The following is an 18,659-nucleotide window of genomic DNA, read 5'->3' as shown; positions in this document are numbered from 1 at the left end:
GGTGATGGTCCTTGTCCGTTACTGCGCGGCGACCGCCAGCGGCTCGATCTCGGTCCGCGACATCCTGCGGATCGACAGGTGCATCCAGACGAGCGAGGCGACGACGATGGCGAAGAGCAGCATGAAGCAGCTCGTCCACAGGCCGGTGAGGTCGTTGAGCGCGCCGAAGGCGATGGGCAGGATGAAGCCGCCGAGGCCGCCGATCATGCCGACCAGGCCGCCGACCGCGCCGACGTTCTGCGGATAGTAGACGGGGATATGCTTGTAGACGGCGGCCTTGCCCAGGCTCATGAAGAAGCCGAGCACGAAGGCGACGGCCATGAAGGCGATCGGTCCGACCTCGAAGTGGAAGGACATCGGACCGCTGATGCCGCGCACGACATAGTCGGCGGCCGGCAGCGCCAGGATCAGCGTGGCGATGGCCGAGACGCCGAAGGTCCAGTACATCACGGTGCGCGCGCCGACGCGGTCGGACAGCACGCCGCCATAGGCGCGGAAGACGCTGGCCGGGATCGAATAGGCCGCGCCGATCATGCCTGCGGTCGCGATATCGAAGCCGTAGACGCCGATCAGGTAGCGCGGCAGCCACAGTGCAAGCGCGACGAAGGCGCCGAAGGAGAAGAAGTAATAGAGGCCGAAGCGCCAGACCTGCACGTTCTTGAGCGGCGCGAACTCGCTCCAGAAATCCTTGGGCTGGCCGCCATGGATGCGGCGTTCGCGGATGACCGGGTCGTCCTCGGTGCCGAACCAGAAGATGAAGGCCATGAAGCCGAGCGCTGCTGCCCAGATCAGAGCCACCTCCTGCCAGCCGGCAGCGATGAGCACGAAGGGAGCGGAGAACTTGGTGACGGCGGCGCCGACGTTGCCGACGCCGAAGACGCCGAGTGCGGTGCCCTGCTTGCCGGCGGGGAAGAAGCGCGAGACGTAGGCGACGCCGACGGCGAACGAGCCGCCGGCAAGGCCGACGCCGAGGGCGGCGATCAGCATCTGCATGTAGGTCTGGGCGAAGGCGAGCAGGAAGGTCGCGGCGGCCGCCGCCAGCATGGTCGCGGTATAGACGAGCCGTCCGCCGAAGCGGTCGGTCCAGATACCGAGCACGATACGCACCAGCGAACCGGTGAGGATGGGCGTGCCGACCAGCAGCCCGAACTCGGTTTCGGAAAGCCCGAGCTCCTGCTTGATGCGCACGCCGATGATGGAAAAGATCGTCCACACTGCAAAGCACACGGTGAAGGCGAGGGTGGACATGGCAAGCGCCCGCTTCGGCCCACTGACCTGACTTGGGGCGGCTGGGATGGTTGCGTTCATTGTCGGCTCCATGGGGCGGCGTGGGAGGCGCCGCGCTGAGTTGGATCGCTAAAACAAGAAAGCTGCCGACCAGGGTCGCGCGTCCGTACATCCGGGATCGCGGTCATCTGATCGGCAGCTTCGCCTGGGGCGCCCGTCTTTGGACGCCGATATGTTTGGCCTGCGTCGGCCTCGCCTATTGCTTTGCACAAAGCATGCCAGTTTCGATAGGCGACGAAATTTCTTGTATTATCTGTGGGTTACGTTTTTTCGATGTTTTGGCGGCGAAACTGCAACCGGCCAATCCATGATCAGCTGCTGCGATTGCCTGCCTATTTGTTGTGCAATGCACAATATATGCCCGACAAATCGTCAGCCGTTCCGGGCCTGCCGCTGGGCGGCTACATAGCCGTCGAGTTCGTCGGGATCGAACAGGCTGCCGTCGAAGAAGCCGTCCGGGCCGAGCGTGAGGCTCGCACCCGCCGAACCGACCGGGGTCGCAGCGGCAAGCGCGCCCTCGACCTTGGCGTTGGCGCCAGGCAGGGCGACGCCCAGGGGCCTGAGGGCGGCGCGGTAAAGGTCGGGCCTGTAGGTTTCGCGGGCAATGGCGGTGTTTCCGGCAGAATGTCCGACCTGTCCCCAGCGCACCATCTGGCTGTAGAACCACAGTGCGTGGCTCTTCCATGGGAAGGTCGCCGCCTTGGCCTGCGGAACGAAGAAGTCCTCGACGCGAACTACGGCGTCCGGACCTATATGCATGCGGCCCGACAGCGCCGGCCGCATCCATTCCGCCGGTCGCCCGACATAGGCAGGCGCGGCCAGGATGGCTGCGAGCTCCTCATGGTTGGCGGGCTCGGCGCACCATTGTGCCGATCGGTAGACCGCGCGCAGCAGCGCCGCCAGCGCGTCGTCGTTTGCTTCGGCCCATCGCGCGTCGGCGCCCAGCACCTTTTCGGGGCTCGAACGCCAGATCCTGGCCTTCACCGTGGCGATACGCCCATGGCCGAGCATGACGGCAGCCGAGTTCCAGGGCTCGCCGGCGCAGAAACCGTCGAGCGCGCCCGAGCCGAGCGCATCCGCCATCAGCGGCGGCGGCACGATCACGATCTCGGCCTCACGGTCGGGGTCGATGCCGCAGGCGGCCAGCCAGTAGCGCAGTTCGTAATTATGCCCCGAATGCGGATGCACGACCGCGAAGCGCAGCGGCGGTTGGCCGGCGCGCAGCCTTTCAGCCACTACAGCGCGAAGCGCGTCGCCGGCAGCGCGCGGCGCGAGATCGCCGATGGCGCCATGCGTCGCCATGTTCTGCCACAATGCATTCGACACGGTAACGGCATTGCCGCCGAGCCCCAGCGCCATTGGCACGGTGGTCGTGGCCGCCAGCGGCGTCAGCCCGAGATTGCAGGCGATCGGCATAGGCGCCAGCATGTGCGCAACCTGGAAATGGCCGACGGCGAGGCGGTCGCGAACATTGGCCCACGACGTCTCGCGGACGAGGTTCAGCGCTATGCCCTCCGCCGCCGCAAAGCCTTTCTCCCTTGCGACCACGAGCAACGCGCTGTCGAGCAGCGGCAGGAAGCCGGCGGCGATCTCGAAGCGGGCGTCGGTCATGCGTCGTCTCCCAGCAGTCCCGCCGTGGTGACCAGGCTCAGCGCGATCTCGGCGATCTTGCGGTTCTGGTTCATCGCGGTCTTGCGCAACAGCGCATAGGCATCCGCCTCGGAGAGCCCGCGCGACTTCATCAATATGCCCTTGGCGCGGTCGATCACCTTGCGGTCCTCGAGTTCGCTGCGCGCTTCCTCGAGTTCGCGCGTCAGCCGGGCAAAGGCATTGAAGCGGCTCACCGCCATGTCGAGGATCGGCTTGACGCGCTCGCGCTTGAGGCCGTCGACGATATAGGCCGAAACGCCCGCATCGACCGCAGCCTCGATCGAGGCGCTGTCGGAGCGGTCGACGAACATGGCGATCGGCCGCTTCACCGCGCGCGAAAGCTGGAACATGTTCTCCAGCATGTCGCGGTTGGGGTTTTCGAGATCGATGACGATGACGTCGGGATTGATCTCGGCGATGCGCCTGGCGATGCCGGCGACGTCGTGGACCAGCGTCACATCCTCATGGCCCGCTTCCCGCAGCCCGGCCTCGATGATCGAGGCGCGGATACGGTTTTCGTCGATCACGAGCACGGCGAGTGGCTTTGCGGTCATCGCCCGCTATTTTGCGCGCATCCGGGCATTGTGCAATGCAGCAGAGAAAATTTCGTCGCCGCAACGCCAAGGGCCTTCAGGCGGTTTTCCCGTAGCGCTTGATCAGGCGGTCGCGCTTCAACTTGGAAAGCCGCTGAATCCAGAAGATGCCGTCCAACTGGTCGATCTCATGCTGGTGGCAGACGGCCAGGAACCCCTCGGCCGTTTCCGTTTGCTGCCGGCCGTGCAGGTCCTGGTAGTCGATCTCGACGCTGGCGTGGCGCTCGATCTCGTCGACGACGCCGGGCATCGAAACGCTGCCCTCGATATGCCGGATTTTCTCCCGCGACGCCCAGGTGATGCTCGGATTGACGTAGATGCGCACGTCCTGCGGGGACAACTCGAGCACGACGAGCCGTTTGGCAACTCCGATATGCTGGGCGGTGATGCCGACCCCGGGCGCAGCCCGCATGGTGTCGATGAGATCGTCGACCAAAGCGCGCAAGCCGTCGTCGAACGCGACCACGGGTTCGGCCACCGCGCGCAGCCGCGCATCAGGGAATTTCACAATCTGCCGGACCGCCACTTTTTCCCCGTTGCCGAATGTTTGCTTGGAGCGGATCACATGCCACGCGCCGTCATGCAAGTGCTACAGCGACGCTCGAGCCAGATGACAAGCTGTCCGGTGGTCAGCTGATCTCCACCCACACCGGTGCGTGATCGCTGGCATCGTCGCGGCCGCGCACGTCGCGGTCGATGCCGACGCCCCGCAGACGTTTCGCCATCCGGCGATCGAGCAGCAGGTGATCGAGCCTGAGGCCGGCATTGCGTTGCCACCGGTTCCGGCGGTAGTCCCAGAACGTATAGACCCCATCCTGCGGAAAGGCCTCGCGCACGGCGTCCGACCAACCCTGGTCGAGCAACCTGCGGAAACTGGCGCGGCTTTCGGGCTGCACCAGGGCATTGTCGTCGTAGGAATGGGTCTCGTACACGTCGCGCGGCTCAGGGGCGACATTGTAGTCGCCGGCGAGGACGACCGGCACCCCGGCAGCGAGGAGGCCCTGGGCATGGGCGTTGAGCCGCTCGTGCCAGGCGAGCTTGTAGTCGAATTTTGGACCGGGCTGCGGATTGCCGTTCGGGGCATAGAGCGAGGCGATCAGCACGCCCTCGACTGCCGCTTCGATGTAGCGCGCCTGGCGATCGCCGTCGTCGCCTGGCAGATCCCAGCGGGTCACGATTGGCTCAGTGCCGCGCGCAAGCATCGCCACTCCGTTCCAGGTCGACTGCCCGCGCCAGATCGCGCCGTAACCCGCGCCTTCGATGGCGGCTTTCGGGAAATCCGCATCGGATGCCTTGAGTTCCTGAAGGCAGACGACATCCGGCTTCGCGTCGCCCAGCCAGTCGAGCAGGTTCCGCAGCCGCCGGTTGACGTTGTTGATGTTGAAGGTCGCGATCTTCACGCCGGCACCCTAGCGCGACAGGGCGTCCGCCCATGCCGCGACCTTCTCGGCCATGGTCTTGAGGTGATCGGCGGCGGAGAAGCCGGAGATCGCCTTGCGCGGCTTGAGGTCGTGGTCGCCGTCTTCCAGCCAGAGCAACTCGATGCTGTCGGAAAGCGCATAGCCCGGTACTTCGTCGTGCGTACCGAATTCGTCGCGCGTGCCCTGGACGATCAGCGTCGGCGTCTGTAGCTCGGCCAGATGCCTGGTGCGGAGCTGCTCCGGCTTCGCCGGCGGATGGAACGGGTAGCCCAGGCAGAGCAGGCCGGCGATCCTGCCTCGCGCGAAAAGGTCGTCGGCGACCATGCTGGCGACACGACCGCCCATCGACTTGCCGCCGATGACGAGCGGTCCTTTCGCGCCCAGTTGTTCCACCGCCGCCCGATATTCGGGATTGAGCGTCTCGGCGCGGGGCGGCGGCTTGCGTGCGCCTTCCGTGCGTCGCGCCGCCATGTAGCCGAACTCGAAGCGGGCGACGCGGAAGCCAATGCCCGCCAGGGCTGTGGCGGACGCGTTCATGGAGGCGGAGTCCATTGGCGCGCCCGCTCCGTGCGCGAGCAGGATGGTGGCTCGGGCATCCTCGGCGCCGTCGTACAGGAATGCGATGCTCATTCAGCCTGCCGTGCGTTGCTTGAGATGAAGGTCGGCATACTGGACGCCCCGGGCGGCGGTCTGCGCCCATTCGGAGGTGGCGTCGAGTACGAGATAGGCTGACCACCAGCGTCTCGCCTCGAGGAGATTGTCCGCCTCGTATTCCAGGTTGGCGAGATTGAACATGGCATCGGCATAGGTAGGGTCGAGTGCGATCGCCTTCCGGAGATGGCGACGGGCAGCGCCCGCCTTGCCCTGCGCGGCAAGCAGGCCTGCCAGATTGAACCAGGCTTCGACGAACCTGGGGTCGAGCTTGATCGCCCGCATGTAGCCTTGCCCGGCTTCCGCCTCGAGGCCGTCGGCGCGCAGGCAGTTGGCGCGGTTGAAGGCGGCCACGCTGTCGGCCGGATCGACCGCGAGGCAGCGGCCGTAAAGCGCCGCCGCCTCGGCGAAATGACCGTCCTCCTCGGCATCCTCGGCAAGGGCGAACAGCTCGTCCGCCTCGACGTCCTCCTTGCGGGCGAGCGGCAGCAGTCCCTGGCCGTCGAGCTCGGCGAGGCCTTCGCCGAGCCGAGCGTAGATGGCGTCCCGGCCATCCGCGTGCAGGGACAGTGCAGTCAACGAGGCGATTGCGCCCGAACGGTGGACAGAGCGCGCGATGGCGCTCCAGCCGGCGCCGGAAGCAAGCAGCCCGGCATATTTGCGTGCCAGGATCAGGTCGCGAAACGAGTAGGGCTCGGCGTCATGCTCGAAAGCGTCGAACAGTGAGAGCATGTCGAGCGCACGGGGTGGGATCTTCGATTGCTCGATGAGGGATTGCCGGGTCATTTTCGACTGTTCCGGCGCGCCGAGCAGCCCGAGCATGCGCAGGAAGCCGTTTTCACTGAGTGGCATCACGCCGGCCGGCTGCGTGTCGCGGCGCGCTTCGAGCTTGGCCTCGCTCGCCTTGTCGATCAGTCGTCGCCCGAACACGACATGGGTCGTGCGCCGCGTCATGCCGTGTTGCAATTCGCCGCCCTGCCGCTCGACCTCGCGCGCGGCGAGGCGACGCGGAAATGCGGCTAGGGCGCCGACGAGCCCGAAGACCTGGCCAGCGGCCGCCGTCACTTCTTGGCCTTCGCCTTGCCGCCTGCGACCGCCGTCAGCTTGGCGGCGGGCTTCTCGGCAGCCTCTGTCTTGCCCTTGCTCTTGGCCGGTGGCTTCGACTGGCCGAGGCTCGCCTTCAGCGCGTCCATGAGGTTGATGACGTTGCCGCGCTCGGGTGCAGCCGCGATGATCGGCTTGTGGCCCTTCAGCTTCTCCTTGATCATGTTCATCAGGGCGATCTCGTAGCGATCCTCGTAGTTCTTCGGATCGAACTTGGTGAGCTTCTGCTTGATCAGCGCCTCGGCGAGTTGGAGCATTTCAGGCTCCGGCTTGCCGGCGGGAATGTTGCCGAAATATTCGGCCGTGCCCCGCACCTCGCTCGGATTGCGCAAGGTGCAGACGAACATGCCGTTATCGCGCGAGCCGATGGTCACCACCCTCTCGCGGCTCGACAGCACCAGCCGTGCGATGGCGAGCTTGCCGGACTTGCGCATGGCTTCGCGCAGCACGACGAAGGTCTCTTCGGCCATTGCCCCGTCGGGGGCGAGATAGTAGGGCGAGTCCTGGTAGATGACGTCGACGTCGTCCTCGTCGACGAAGGCCTCGATGTTCATCGTGTGGTTGGACTCGATGCGCACGCTTTCGAGGTCGGCTTCCTCGATGATGACGTACTTCTTGTCCTCGTATTCATATCCCTTGACGAGGTCGGAGCGATCGACGAGCCCGATTTCCGGATCGACGGGTTTCATGTTGATCCGGTTGTGAGTGTCCTTGTGCAGCTGGTTGAAGCTGATGCGCTCACTCGAACTGGTGGCGGGGTAGAGCCGAACCGGGCAACTCACCAGGCTCAGCTTCAGGTATCCTTTCCAAGTCGCCCTGGGGGCCATTCTCGTCTCCTACGCGATTACATGATCAAGACTTGTCCTTGGCACTGACCGAGGCCGGAATATCTCGGGCATGGCCTGCGATATCTGCCCAGGGATCGCCTGACTTGGCCAGAAGACCCGGCAGCGAAGAATAATTCAAATCCTCGGGAGCGTCGATGGACTCGAGATCGCTCCAGCTCAGCGGCGTCGAGGCCGGCATCCCGGTCCGCGCCCGCAGCGAATAGGGTGCTGCCGCCGTGGCACTGCGGGCATTGCGGTGGAAGTCGATGAAGATGCGCTTCTTGCGGTTCTCCTTGCCCATCACGGTGGTGAAGGTCGAGGGTGCGGTGGCGGCGATCTGCGAGGAGATGAAGCTCGTCGCCTGGTGCACCTGTTTCCAGCCGAGCTTGCGCTTGAGCGGCACCACGACATGGATGCCTCGGCCTCCCGAAGTCTTGGCAAAGGGGACGAGGCCGAGCTTTTCGAGCTCGACCTTCACATGCACGGCCGCCTCGACCACATCGCGCCAGGCGATGCCATCGCCGGGGTCGAGGTCGAAGACGATCCTGTCCGGCTTGTCGAGGTGCTTGCGCAGTGCCCCCCACGTATGGAACTCGACCACGCCGAACTGGGCGAGCGCCAGGTAGCCCTTGGCGTCCTCGACCGAGATGTAGGTCTTGGTCTCGTCGTCGGAGTTCCTGGTGTCGAAGGAAGCGATGGTCGGCGGCATGCCGGAAAATGCGTGGCGCTGGAAGAAGCAGTCCTGCACCTTTACGCTCGGGCAGCGGAACAGCGACACCGGCCGGCCCAGGATGTGCGGCAGCATGAAATCGCCGACCGCCGCATAGTAGACGGCGATGTCGAGCTTGGTCGGGCCTGATTTGCCGAGGATCCGCCGCTCCGGATTGGTGATCGTTATGGCCGCGAGGTCGGCGTCGGTGATGAGCCGCTTGCGCCCGACCTGCGGCGAAGCGGTGAGCTCCGCCTCGCGCAGCCCCTTGAATACGGCATGGCGCAATGCGTTGTCCGTGGTGCGGTTTGCATAGTGGATGCGGGCATTGAGCACTGGCCGCACCGGAATGACCTCCTTCGGCGCTCCGTCGAGCTTGGCAGCACCCTCGCGGAGACCTTCGAGCCGGTGCAGCAAGCTTTCCAACGTCCCGGCGTCGAAGCCGGTTCCCACCTTGCCGCGATATTGGAGTTCGCCGTCGTCCCATTCGCCGAGCGCGAGCGCCGCCAGCCCCTCGGCCGCATCGGATGTCGTGTAGCCGGCGATGACGAAGTCGCCGCGCTGCAGCGCCTTGGTCTTCGTCCAGCTGTGCGTGCGCCCGGAAACATAGTGGGCGGACATACGCTTGGAGACGATGCCCTCGAGCCCCATCTCGGTGACGCTGTCGTAGAGCGCCTTGCCGTCGCCGATAACGTGATCGCTGAATTGCAGGGCGCTGCGGGCATCCACATGGCCGGCGAGCAGCTTTTCCAGTAACGCCTTGCGCTCGCCGAGTTCGACCTTCGTCAGGTCCCAGCCATTGAGGTAGAGGAGATCGAAGGCATAGAACACCAGTTGCCTGTCATAGCCACTCGCGAGCGCGTCCTGAAGGGCGGCGAAGCGGCTGATGCCGCGCTCATCGAGGACGACGATCTCGCCGTCGATGATGGCTTCGCTGCATGGCAGGCGGCGGAAGGCCATCGGCAGCGTGCCGTAGCGCTTGGTCCAGTCCAACCCGCTGCGGGTGATCAGCCTCGTTGCGCCGTCCGCGACATGCGCCATGGTCCGGTAGCCGTCGAGCTTGATCTCGTGCAGCCAGTCCTTGCTGGAGACCGGACTTTCGATCGCACTCGCGAGCTGCGGCTCGATGCGGGCGGGCATAGCCGAACGGACCGCGCCGGCGAGCTCTTCGGGCTTCAGGTCCTCGGGCCTGGTCGGCGGTTTGCGGGGCGGGGCCAACTCTTCGATCAGCTGCCCCGATTTCACGCTTTCCGGACGCGCGGCGAGGATGTCGAGCTCGGCATCGGCAGCGGGATCGTGCTCCTTGATCAGCAGCCAGTTGCGCTTCTCTTCGTCGGGCCGCGGCTTGAGCCGGGCGAGCATCCAGCCGCCGCGCAGCTTCTCGCCCCACAGCCGGAACTTGAAGGCGCCCTTTTCCAGTGCCGCGTGGGCTTCTTCCATTGGCGCCCAGGTGCCGGTGTCCCAGACGATCATCGGTCCGCCGCCATACTCGCCCGCGGGGATCAGGCCTTCGAAGTCGACATATTCGAGCGGATGATCCTCGGTCTCGACGGCAAGCCGCCGGTCGGCAGGGTTGAGCGAGGGGCCGCGCGGCACCGCCCAGCTTTTCAGCACGCCGTCGAGTTCGAGACGCAGATCGTAGTGATCGGCCGTGGCGTGATGCTTGTGCACGACGAAACGGTTGCCTTGCGCCGCTTCCGTGCGGCCGCGCGGTTCGCTCGTCTTCGAGAAGTCTCGTTTCTGCCGGTAGCTGCGAAGCTTTTCAGCCGCCATGGCCCGAACTAACGCGGACCCGTGGTGTCGTCCGGCACCCTCTCGAGCTCCAGGTCCTTTGGGGTGGCTCCCGCCATGAGGCGCTCCAGCAGGTCGTCGCCGACATCATAATACTGGCCGGAGACCAGGACCCGCGAAATGGGCTGGCCGTTGCCGCGGAACCGTCTGGAACTGATGAATATCTTCTGGCGGTCGAGCGCTGCCGCGACTGCCTTGCGTTTCCTGATCTGGTTGGCGACCCGTGTACGCATAGTCCAGCGGTCCTCAACAACACTGGGAAACTATCGTTCAAAGTCCGCCCGGGATCAATGCGCAATACCGCGCCGGCTCTCGTCCGGTGGCTTCGAGCTATGCCGGCTCGGGGACAGGGGGGTCGCTACCGTCTCCAGGCGTAGAGTTCTCCGGCTAGTGCTTCGTCTTGTGCCGTGCCACGGCTGGCCGGAATCCTCGGCCTTGCCGCAGGCTCCTTCGCACGCGCCCAGCAGTAGTACAAAAGGAACGAGCCGATGACGTAGGGCTGCAGGATGTCGACCTCGAAGAAGGACCGGATCACCAGTAGCGCGAGCAGCCCCGTCTGCAGCAGCGCTTCGGTCCGGTCACGCTCGCCGAGCAGCCGCTGGATGCAGAGGCGCAGGATAGCGAGCAGCGGCAGGACGATTGCCGCCGCCCCGACATAGCCGAGTTCGACCAGTGCTTCGATGTAGGTGTTGTGGAAGTGGAAACCGGTGCGCGAGGCGATATAGAATTCGCTCCACAGCCGCTCTGCCTCCGAAAAGCCCTGCACCCAGTAGGCCTGGTAGCCCACGCCGAGATAGGGTGCGAAGGCGGCTGCCTTCAGGCCCTCCTGCCAAAGATACGTCCGGCCCGTCAGGGTCGAATCTTTGCCGAAGGCGCCAAGCACCATGTCGACGGCACCGGCGTTCAGCGCGACCATTGTTGCGGCCAGCGCAATCGCCGTTCCGGCGGCGAAGAAGACCTTGCGGTGGGTAGGCGAAAAGGCGTCCAGCCCGGCCAGCGCGACGATCATGGCGACGACCGCCGGCGTGGCCAGCATCGACGTTGCCGACTGCGACAAGACCAGGAGCACGGCCGAGAGCACGACAACACCGAATGCGCCGAGACGAGCCGCGCGGCCGCGTGTCAGGAAGAGCGCGAAATAGCAGCCGAAGACAATGCCCAGCGAGGCGTAGAAGCCGAGCTGGTTCTTGGAGCCGAAGGCGCCGACGAAGCTGTAGGTTCCGTCCAGGGCATCGTAGACCGACCCGCCGAACAGGATCGAATAGACGAGGACGACCGCGATACCCGCCAGCGCGCCGATGGCGAGCGTGCGTGCGTCGATGACGCGGGCGGCGATCACCGCACAGACGACATGCGTCAGATATTGCACCGCGGCGCGGGCGGTTACGTCCGGCGCGTCCGACCAGAAGTAGGACAGGCAGGCGATAAGCGAAAAGGCCAGCAGTTGCGGGGAGCGAACGAGCCGGTCGAGGGTGAAGCGATAGTCGACCAGGATCAGCGGCAGCCACACCGCGTAGTAGGCGAGGATCGAAACCTGGCCGAGGCGGAAGGAGTAGGCGAAGACGAACAGCGAGACGGCGACCGCAAAAGCTCCGTAGAGCGTGTTGTCGCCCGGACGGATGAGGATTGATTTTCTGATGCGCATCTCTGGCGCCGGTCGTCGCGGGATCTTGCCTAGCGCACAGGCACGTCGACGCGCTGCACCTTCACCACGTCGCCCGGCAGCACGGGGGTGTCCTCCGCCGCGGTGACCTGCTTGGCCTTGCCGCCCTCGTTGCGGACCAGCACATAGGACATGGACTGCTCGCCGCCTGCGGCCGTCACGGCGGCAGGCGCGAGGCCCACCGCTTCGGAAATCAGGCCCTTTTGCATGCGGGCCTTGAGCGTCACGGCGTTGAGTTCTGCCACCACCTTCTGCCGCTCGACCGCCAACTCCGACTCGGTATCGTTGCGGAGATCTATCGCGTCCTGCTCCGCCTTGCTGATATCCTGCTTGGCGCGCAGCGCTGCGGTTTCCAGGTCGAGGATCTTGCCTTCCATCTCGGCAATGGAACGCTCGGTGGAAAGCACGCGGGTGTTCACGACAAGGCCCTTCTGGGCGAGCGACCCGATGCCACTGAGTTCCTTCTTGGCCAATTCGACCTGGCGCTTCTGGGTCTCCGACTTCTGCCCGAGGGATTCGATCTCGCTCTGCAGCAGCTTCTTGAGGTCGTCGAGGGCTGCGAGCCTGAGCGAAACCTTCTTCTGCCGGGCGGTCATGATCGCCGTTTCGTCGGCGATCATCGCCGGCACCAGAGGGTTGGACGCGATGTCCTCGGGCGCGACGACCTCGGCCTTGCCGGCGAGTTCGGCTTCGATCCGCGCCTTTGTCACCAGCAGCCGTAGCTGCTCGTCGGTCAGCACGTCGTAGCTGCCCCTGGCGGCGATGACGTCGCGCTCGATGCGGGCGCCGGCGTCGGCGGCGCGGCGCAGGCCGCCGGCAATGCTGATCGCCTTGAGCACGGTGAGGTCCGGTGCGTAGGCGTACTGGCCGGGCGTCTGGATGTCGCCGGAGATGTAGAATGGGCGGAACTGTGCCACCTCGACCGATGCCTCGGGCCGGTCGGGAAGGCCGAATTTTTCCTGCAGCGTCTTGCCGATGGTCTCGGCGATCTCGGCCGTCGTCTTGCCGGCGGCAGCCGTTTCGCCGACGAACGGCAACGAAAGGTTGCCTGTCGGCCCGACCGTGTAGTCGCCGCTGACCGAGGACCAGTCACGGAACGCACCCTCGACCGTCTGCCATTCGACGACGCGGATCGTAAGCTTGTCTTGACTGCCAAGCAGGTATTCCGCGGCGAGAGCAGGGGAGGCGAGCAGCGCTGCGGCGAGGACGCCGCCGAGCCAAGCCGGGACTTTCGCCGCGCAGCGGCGGCGGTTCATGTGGTGCGAAATCAAGTCGTTCGTCCGTTCCTTTGCCCGGTTGCCTGGACCGTGGCGGGGTGGGAAATGCCGTGCCAGCCCCCAACCCAGGGCACGACTTCTAGCGTCGCGGCTCAGTAGCTGCCGCGTGACAGGCAGACGGCCGGAACCGTCTTCAGGATGATGCGGATGTCCTGGACCAGCGACCAGTTCTCCACATAGTGGCGATCGAACGCCACCCGGCTGTCGTATGACACGTCATTGCGGCCGCTGACCTGCCACAGGCCGGTGAGGCCGGGCCGGGACTTCAGGTAGAAGACGGCGGCCTTGCCGTAATATTCGAGTTCGTCGCGTACCACGGGCCTCGGCCCCACGATGCTCATGTCGCCGAGCAGGATGTTGATGAGCTGCGGCAGCTCGTCGAGGCTCAGCTTGCGCAGCACCGTTCCGACCCGCGTGACGCGCGGGTCGTCCTTCAGCTTGCGGGTCGCTTCCCATTCGCTCTTGGCGTCCGGGTTATCGCGAAAGTGCGCCGCGAGCACCGCGTCCCCGTCCGTCACCATGGTCCGGAACTTCAGGCAGGGGAAGACGCTTCCGCCTCGCCCGACGCGGCGGTGGCCGTAAAGGACCGGCCCGCCGTCCGAGACTTTCACCAGCAGCGCTATTAGTAGGAACAGCGGGCTGAGGACGATGATCGCAGCTGCGGCGCAGGCGATGTCGAATGCGCGTTTGATGGCGCCCCCCAGGGGAGGCGCTGTCTCCGCGTCTATATATTGGAGGTCCAAGCTGGTCGACTTGGCTGTTTCCCTCATGCTGCAACTCCAGTTGGCCATGAATTGCCGCGGGCGACGTTACCAACGCCATGTTGCGTCGCAACACACGATTTCTTGGCGCTTGAAACAATAGCGCTAATCAATGACGATTGGTTGGCCATGGTGTGCACACAGAATGCGCAATGTGACAGTTTTGTGGCCAAGAATATAATATTTCGTATCCGTCTTATATGGAAACCAACATGCCAGGATTTTAAGAATATATACGAGATATTTAGCCGAAGGCGCCGGATTGTTCATAGAAAAACAAAAAATGTTACGAATGGCGATTGAGTGGTGAAGATTCTTCTGGGCGAAGCCGGCTTTGGAAGACAGGAATTTTCAGCAGACGGGACGGCAAATAGTGCGGCGCAACATTATGCGGATTCGGGCCGAAGGGGTGTTTGGCTTGCTGGCAGATGGAGCGGCCAATATAGTAGGGGCGCGTTCTTGCGATTGAGTGGCGGCCAGATCGTTGACGCATAAATATATGCGACGGACACAGGCTGGCGGAAGCTTGCCGGGGCTAGGGGAGTTGCAAGCAACATGGTGATGAATTCAGCGCCGATGCCTCGAACCTCACGGGCAACGGCATGACATTGCCAAAGTTCGTATTCGGCATGGTGATCGTGATCATCATCGTGTCGATCTGGTCATACCTGGATGCTGCCAGCTGGGGCATGATTCTGTTACGCGGCGTCATCTGCGCAGTGATTCTTCAAGTAGGATACTTCCTGGTCGTCCTCGCAATGGTCCTGCGCGGCGCGCCCAAGCCCGCCCAGGCCAAGGATGCGGGCAAGCCCTCAGCGGGAACTGCCTCCGTGGTGCCGGGAGACGACCTCACGCCGAAGGGCAGCTCGCACTGACGGGCAGGTAGTCACTCGCCTTCGTAGTCGGCCGTTTGGTAGCCAAAGCGGGCATCGACGAGCGAAGATGACTTGGTGACGGCCCGATATCTGGTGACATCGATAAACTATATCCGTGCTTGAAAGGCGCGACGAGGGCGGTTGTCGAGTGCTTTCCGAACTCGAAGATGAACCGCCGTAACAAAAATTGGGGTTCCCTTGTTCGCACCTGCAATATAGCTCTTGCGACGGTGGGAAATGACGGAAAGGTAGCCGGCGTGAACGGAACCAACGTCTGCGTCATCATTGCCGCACGCAATGCGGCGGACACGATTGCTACTGCGATTGCCTCGGCTCTGCGCGAGCCCGAGGTGGCCGAGGTGGTGGTGGTCGACGACGCCTCTTCGGACGCGACGGAGGCCGTCGCGCGCGGCGCCGACGACGGTAGCCACCGGCTGACGGTGCTTCGCTTCGACGTCAATCGTGGGCCGTCCTTCGCCCGCAACGCAGCGATACGCCATTCGCGGGCGCCGCTCGTCAGCATCCTCGATGCCGACGATTTCTTCCTGCCGGGAAGATTCAGAAACCTCGTCACCAGCTCCGACTGGGATCTGGCCGCCGACAACATCGTCTTCATCCAGGGTGGCTCTGCGTGCGAGGTCCTATCGGGGGACGTGAAGCATTTCGCCGCCGAGCCCAGCTTCCTGGGTTTCGCGCAGTTCATCGAGGGCAACATTTCGCGCCGCGGCGCGCAGCGCGGCGAGCTCGGTTTCCTGAAGCCGGTGATGCGGCGCGCTTTCCTTGAACGGCATGGCCTGGACTATGACGAGGCACTGCGGCTCGGCGAGGACTATGCTCTCTACGCCCGGGCGATGCTCGCCGGCGCCCGCTTCAAGCTGATCCGCTCGTGCGGCTACGGCGCGATGGTGCGGCGCGATTCGCTCAGCGGCCAGCATCGTACCGAAGATCTGCGGCGGTTGGCGGACGCGGACCTGTCGCTTCTGGCGGTGCCTGGGATTGCGAACGAGGCCAAGGCATGGCTGCGACGGCATGAACGGCATGTCCGGGACAAGTACCGCCTGCGGCACTTTCTCGACGTGAAGGCTGCAAAAGGTGCCGGTGCCGCGCTCGCCTTCGGCTTGGCCTCGCCAGCGAATTTTCTCGGCGTCGCGCGCGGCGTGGCGATGGACAAGCTCGAGCCGCTGCGTCGATACTTGGCACCTTCCCGGCCGGAAGGCGCGCTTCGAAAACGCTACCTCCTGTCTGGCAAGGTGCTTGCCGGCGACAATGCCGGAGCTTCATGATGGCCTCGGAATCGGCACGGAGTACCTAGCATGGCCGCGATCTTCGGCTTCAAGACCCGCAGCCCCGACCGCGATCGGGAAACCGACAAGGTGCGCTTCGAGCAACTTTCGCAGATTCTGGTGCGACTTGCCGCCGAGATCGACTCGGAAGGCACCGGGATCAGAAACCGCTATGAAAGCGTTTCGGCCAACGCCGCCTTTCTGGCGGAAGCGGTCGACAACGATGCGGCATCTCCGCAGCGCATCGCGGAGATGGACCAGATGACCAAGTCGATAAAGGGATGCCGCCGCCGCATCGACGCCCTTGAGGCCCAGGCGGCGTTCATCGACCGGCTTCGTCATTTGGTGGACACGTTTGTCGTCGATGGTCGCGGCACCGACGAGGAGTTGGCGACCAAACCGGCAGGCGGAAACATATAGCGCCGGCCATAGGCGGCACAGTCACCAAGGGAGGATGGAGGAGATTTTGCTGGCCGAGGGATCAGCCCTTCGGCCGGAAGTTCGAATGCGATTCTCGGGCGGGAGGCGCAAGCAGGACAAGGATGAACTGGCAATGGAAGCTGTCAAATCCCTCTCGATCGGCCGCCTTGGTGCAGTTGCCGCTTGTGCGACACTCGCCGGCATGCTGACAGCAACGTCGGGCGCGCAGGCTCAGGATGCCACCGGCAAGTCCTTCGTCGACAATTTCGATGGTCTCAGCGGCTCGCGCTGGTTCGTTTCCGACGGCTGGAACAACGGCAAGCACCAGAACTGCACCTGGTCGAAGAGCCAGGTCAAGGTTTCCGGAGGGATGCTGAATCTCAGCTTCGAGAAGAAGCCTTACAAGGAACGCCAATATTCCTGCGGAGAGGTCCAGACCAGGGAGCGCTTCAGCTACGGCGTCTACGAAGCGCGGGTGAAAACCGATACCGGGTCCGGGCTCAATGCGGCGTTCTTCACCTATATCGGTCCGGTCGACAAGCAGCCGCACGACGAGATCGACTTCGAGGTCCTGACCAAGGATCCCTCCAAGGTCCAGGTCAATACCTATGTCGGCGGCAAGCCCTACAACGAGAAGCTGGTCGACGTGCCGGGCGGCGCCGACAAGGGCTTCCATGACTATGCCTTCGTCTGGGAGAAGGAGCGGCTGCGCTGGTATGTCGACGGCCAACTGGTGCATGAGGCGACAGGGGCGACGCCGCTGCCGAGCAATGCGCAGAAGATCTTCTTCAGCCTGTGGGGCAGCGATACCCTCGGCGAATGGATGGGACCGTTCGCCGACCCGGGCAGGGTGGTGACCATGTCGGTGGACCGGCTGGCCTTCACGGCGCTGGGCGAACCGTGCCAATTTGAGGAATCGGTGGCCTGCAAGCTGCAGTGATCCACTTGCGAAACGAAGGGGCCGACCGCCATTGGGCCGGCCAGCATCAACGGGATTGAATTTATGAAATTGACGGTCTTTGGAATTGGCTATGTCGGCCTCGTGCAGGCGGCCGTGCTCGCCGAGGTCGGCCACGACGTGGTTTGCGTCGACATCGATGCGGCTAAGGTCGAGCGGCTGAACCAGGGCTTCATTCCAATCTTCGAGCCGGGGCTCGAGGCTCTCGTGCGAGAAAACCACGCAGAAGGCCGGATCGTCTTCACCACCGACGCCGCGGCTGCGGTGAACCACGGCGAAATCCAGATGATTGCCGTCGGAACGCCACAGGGCGAGGACGGGTCCGCCGACCTAAAATACGTGCTCTCGGTCGCCGAGGCGATCGGCCGAGAGATGCAGGGGCCGAAAATCGTCGTTGGCAAGTCGACCGTGCCAGTCGGCACCGCCGACCGCGTCAGGGCAACGATGGCTCAGGCCTTGAAGGCGCGCGGCCGCGAAGACCTCACCTTCGACGTTGTCTCCAATCCCGAATTCCTCAAGGAAGGATCGGCCGTCGCCGACTGCATGAAGCCTGATCGCATCATCGTAGGCACCGGCAGCGAAGAGTCGGAAATGGTGATGCGCGAGCTCTACGCGCCATTCAATCGCAACCACGAGAAGATGATCGTGATGGACGTCCGCTCTGCGGAGTTCACCAAATATGCGGCCAACTGCATGCTGGCCACCAAGATCAGCTTCATGAACGAAATGGCGAACCTCGCCGAACTGCTGGGGGCCGACGTAGAGGAGGTCCGCAAGGGCATCGGCTCCGATCCGCGCATTGGCTACCACTTTATCTATCCGGGGCTGGGCTATGGCGGCTCGTGCTTCCCCAAGGACGTTCGCGCGTTGATCCGCACGGCCGAGGACGTCGGCTTCGACGCCACGCTGCTGAAATCGGTCGAAGACCGCAACAACGCTCAGAAGTCGGTGTTGTTCGACAAGGTCATGAGCTTCTTCAAGGGCGACCTCGCCGGCAAGACCTTTGCGCTTTGGGGGCTGGCCTTCAAGCCGAATACGGACGACATGCGCGAGGCACCTTCGCGGACGTTGATGGAGGCCTTGTGGAAGGCTGGCGCCAAGGTGCAGGCCTACGATCCGGAGGCAATGCAGGAGTGCCAGTCGATCTACGGCCAGCGCGATGACCTGCTTCTGTGCGGCACCAAGGAGGCGGCCCTGCGTGGAGCCGATGGCCTGCTGATCGCCACGGAATGGAAGAACTTCCGCGCGCCTGCCTTCGACGTCGTCCGCAACTCGCTCACCACGCCGGTCATCTTCGACGGCCGCAACCTGTTCGATCCGAGGATCGTGGCCCGCCACGGCCTGCAATATTTCAGCATCGGCAGGCAGGCCGCGTGACGAAACCAACCG

Annotated in this window: 18 protein-coding genes; 5 read left to right on the top strand and 13 right to left on the bottom strand. The window is 64.2% G+C overall.

From position 1 onward, the window contains the following. Nucleotides 1–18: 18 nt before the first annotated feature. From J2X50_RS14745 to J2X50_RS14685, 13 genes are all read right to left on the bottom strand, one after another. Nucleotides 19–1,308 carry an MFS transporter gene (locus J2X50_RS14745; protein ID WP_429096085.1) on the bottom strand — a complete coding sequence of 430 codons (1,290 nt, stop codon included), beginning with the start codon at nt 1,306–1,308 and terminating at the stop codon, nt 19–21. 351 nt (nt 1,309–1,659) lie between these two features. Continuing rightward, the gene (locus tag J2X50_RS14740) at nt 1,660–2,898 is read right to left on the bottom strand and encodes a CmpA/NrtA family ABC transporter substrate-binding protein (RefSeq protein ID WP_429096084.1); all 1,239 of its coding nucleotides are present in this window, start codon (nt 2,896–2,898) and stop codon (nt 1,660–1,662) included. Next, the gene (locus J2X50_RS14735) at nt 2,895–3,491 is read right to left on the bottom strand and encodes an ANTAR domain-containing response regulator (RefSeq protein WP_429096082.1); all 597 of its coding nucleotides are present in this window, start codon (nt 3,489–3,491) and stop codon (nt 2,895–2,897) included. Before J2X50_RS14735 ends, J2X50_RS14740 begins: the two co-directional genes overlap by 4 nt. 76 nt (nt 3,492–3,567) lie before the next feature. Next, nucleotides 3,568–4,056 (bottom strand): peptide deformylase, encoded by a 489-nt coding sequence (locus J2X50_RS14730; protein WP_429096193.1) that lies wholly within the window; start codon nt 4,054–4,056, stop codon nt 3,568–3,570. Between the two features lie 103 nt (nt 4,057–4,159). Continuing rightward, a complete protein-coding gene (locus tag J2X50_RS14725) occupies nt 4,160–4,930 on the bottom strand; it encodes an exodeoxyribonuclease III (RefSeq protein WP_429096080.1) in 771 nt (256 codons plus the stop codon). Nucleotides 4,931–4,939: 9 nt separating this feature from the next. Further along, complete coding sequence (locus J2X50_RS14720; protein ID WP_429096079.1) at nt 4,940–5,581, bottom strand: alpha/beta hydrolase family protein; 642 nt, start codon at nt 5,579–5,581, stop codon at nt 4,940–4,942. Next, nucleotides 5,582–6,667, bottom strand: a complete 1,086-nt coding sequence (locus J2X50_RS14715) for a tetratricopeptide repeat protein (protein ID WP_429096078.1) — start codon at nt 6,665–6,667, stop codon at nt 5,582–5,584. After that, the gene (locus J2X50_RS14710) at nt 6,664–7,533 is read right to left on the bottom strand and encodes a Ku protein (protein ID WP_429096077.1); all 870 of its coding nucleotides are present in this window, start codon (nt 7,531–7,533) and stop codon (nt 6,664–6,666) included. The genes J2X50_RS14715 and J2X50_RS14710 overlap by 4 nt, the downstream gene beginning before the upstream one ends. Before the next feature lie 25 nt (nt 7,534–7,558). Next, on the bottom strand, nt 7,559–10,015 hold the full coding sequence (gene ligD, locus J2X50_RS14705; RefSeq protein WP_429096076.1) for a DNA ligase D: 2,457 nt from the start codon (nt 10,013–10,015) through the stop codon (nt 7,559–7,561). An 8-nt stretch (nt 10,016–10,023) separates the two neighbouring features. Next, a complete protein-coding gene (locus J2X50_RS14700; protein ID WP_429096074.1) occupies nt 10,024–10,266 on the bottom strand; it encodes a hypothetical protein in 243 nt (80 codons plus the stop codon). A 125-nt stretch (nt 10,267–10,391) separates the two neighbouring features. Then, on the bottom strand, nt 10,392–11,678 hold the full coding sequence (locus J2X50_RS14695) for an O-antigen ligase family protein (protein ID WP_429096072.1): 1,287 nt from the start codon (nt 11,676–11,678) through the stop codon (nt 10,392–10,394). A gap of 29 nt (nt 11,679–11,707) precedes the next feature. Continuing rightward, nucleotides 11,708–12,967 (bottom strand): polysaccharide biosynthesis/export family protein, encoded by a 1,260-nt coding sequence (locus J2X50_RS14690; RefSeq protein WP_429096070.1) that lies wholly within the window; start codon nt 12,965–12,967, stop codon nt 11,708–11,710. 98 nt (nt 12,968–13,065) lie between these two features. Then, nucleotides 13,066–13,743, bottom strand: a complete 678-nt coding sequence (locus tag J2X50_RS14685) for a sugar transferase (RefSeq protein WP_429096068.1) — start codon at nt 13,741–13,743, stop codon at nt 13,066–13,068. A 593-nt stretch (nt 13,744–14,336) separates the two neighbouring features. Here J2X50_RS14685 and J2X50_RS14680 point away from each other — a divergent pair. The 5 genes from J2X50_RS14680 (at nt 14,337) to J2X50_RS14660 (ending at nt 18,647) form a co-directional block, all read left to right on the top strand. After that, on the top strand, nt 14,337–14,609 hold the full coding sequence (locus J2X50_RS14680) for an exopolysaccharide production repressor protein (protein WP_429096066.1): 273 nt from the start codon (nt 14,337–14,339) through the stop codon (nt 14,607–14,609). Between the two features lie 257 nt (nt 14,610–14,866). After that, nucleotides 14,867–15,892: a glycosyltransferase family 2 protein gene (locus J2X50_RS14675; protein ID WP_429096064.1), complete on the top strand. Its 1,026-nt coding sequence runs from the start codon at nt 14,867–14,869 to the stop codon at nt 15,890–15,892. A gap of 30 nt (nt 15,893–15,922) precedes the next feature. Further along, nucleotides 15,923–16,312, top strand: a complete 390-nt coding sequence (locus J2X50_RS14670) for a hypothetical protein (protein WP_429096062.1) — start codon at nt 15,923–15,925, stop codon at nt 16,310–16,312. Between the two features lie 133 nt (nt 16,313–16,445). Further along, nucleotides 16,446–17,252: a glycoside hydrolase family 16 protein gene (locus J2X50_RS14665; protein ID WP_429096061.1), complete on the top strand. Its 807-nt coding sequence runs from the start codon at nt 16,446–16,448 to the stop codon at nt 17,250–17,252. A gap of 63 nt (nt 17,253–17,315) precedes the next feature. Beyond that, on the top strand, nt 17,316–18,647 hold the full coding sequence (locus J2X50_RS14660; protein ID WP_429096059.1) for a UDP-glucose dehydrogenase family protein: 1,332 nt from the start codon (nt 17,316–17,318) through the stop codon (nt 18,645–18,647). The last annotated feature ends 12 nt before the right edge of the window (nt 18,648–18,659 follow it).

Source organism: Aminobacter sp. BE322, from assembly GCF_050433525.1.
Lineage (GTDB): Bacteria > Pseudomonadota > Alphaproteobacteria > Rhizobiales > Rhizobiaceae > Aminobacter.
Note: the sequence above shows the minus strand (reverse complement) of the source record. Positions and strands in the feature narration are given on the sequence as shown.

Bases quoted from the DNA above. Each gene is read 5' to 3' on its own strand.
- J2X50_RS14745 (WP_429096085.1), bottom strand. From the start codon at position 1,308: ATGAACGCAACCATCCCAGCCGCCCCAAGTCAGGTCAGTGGGCCGAAG.
- J2X50_RS14740 (WP_429096084.1), bottom strand. From the start codon at position 2,898: ATGACCGACGCCCGCTTCGAGATCGCCGCCGGCTTCCTGCCGCTGCTC.
- J2X50_RS14735 (WP_429096082.1), bottom strand. From the start codon at position 3,491: ATGACCGCAAAGCCACTCGCCGTGCTCGTGATCGACGAAAACCGTATC.
- J2X50_RS14720 (WP_429096079.1), bottom strand. From the start codon at position 5,581: ATGAGCATCGCATTCCTGTACGACGGCGCCGAGGATGCCCGAGCCACC.
- J2X50_RS14710 (WP_429096077.1), bottom strand. From the start codon at position 7,533: ATGGCCCCCAGGGCGACTTGGAAAGGATACCTGAAGCTGAGCCTGGTG.
- ligD (WP_429096076.1), bottom strand. From the start codon at position 10,015: ATGGCGGCTGAAAAGCTTCGCAGCTACCGGCAGAAACGAGACTTCTCG.
- J2X50_RS14700 (WP_429096074.1), bottom strand. From the start codon at position 10,266: ATGCGTACACGGGTCGCCAACCAGATCAGGAAACGCAAGGCAGTCGCG.
- J2X50_RS14695 (WP_429096072.1), bottom strand. From the start codon at position 11,678: ATGCGCATCAGAAAATCAATCCTCATCCGTCCGGGCGACAACACGCTC.
- J2X50_RS14685 (WP_429096068.1), bottom strand. From the start codon at position 13,743: ATGAGGGAAACAGCCAAGTCGACCAGCTTGGACCTCCAATATATAGAC.
- J2X50_RS14680 (WP_429096066.1), top strand. From the start codon at position 14,337: ATGACATTGCCAAAGTTCGTATTCGGCATGGTGATCGTGATCATCATC.
- J2X50_RS14670 (WP_429096062.1), top strand. From the start codon at position 15,923: ATGGCCGCGATCTTCGGCTTCAAGACCCGCAGCCCCGACCGCGATCGG.
- J2X50_RS14665 (WP_429096061.1), top strand. From the start codon at position 16,446: ATGGAAGCTGTCAAATCCCTCTCGATCGGCCGCCTTGGTGCAGTTGCC.
- J2X50_RS14660 (WP_429096059.1), top strand. From the start codon at position 17,316: ATGAAATTGACGGTCTTTGGAATTGGCTATGTCGGCCTCGTGCAGGCG.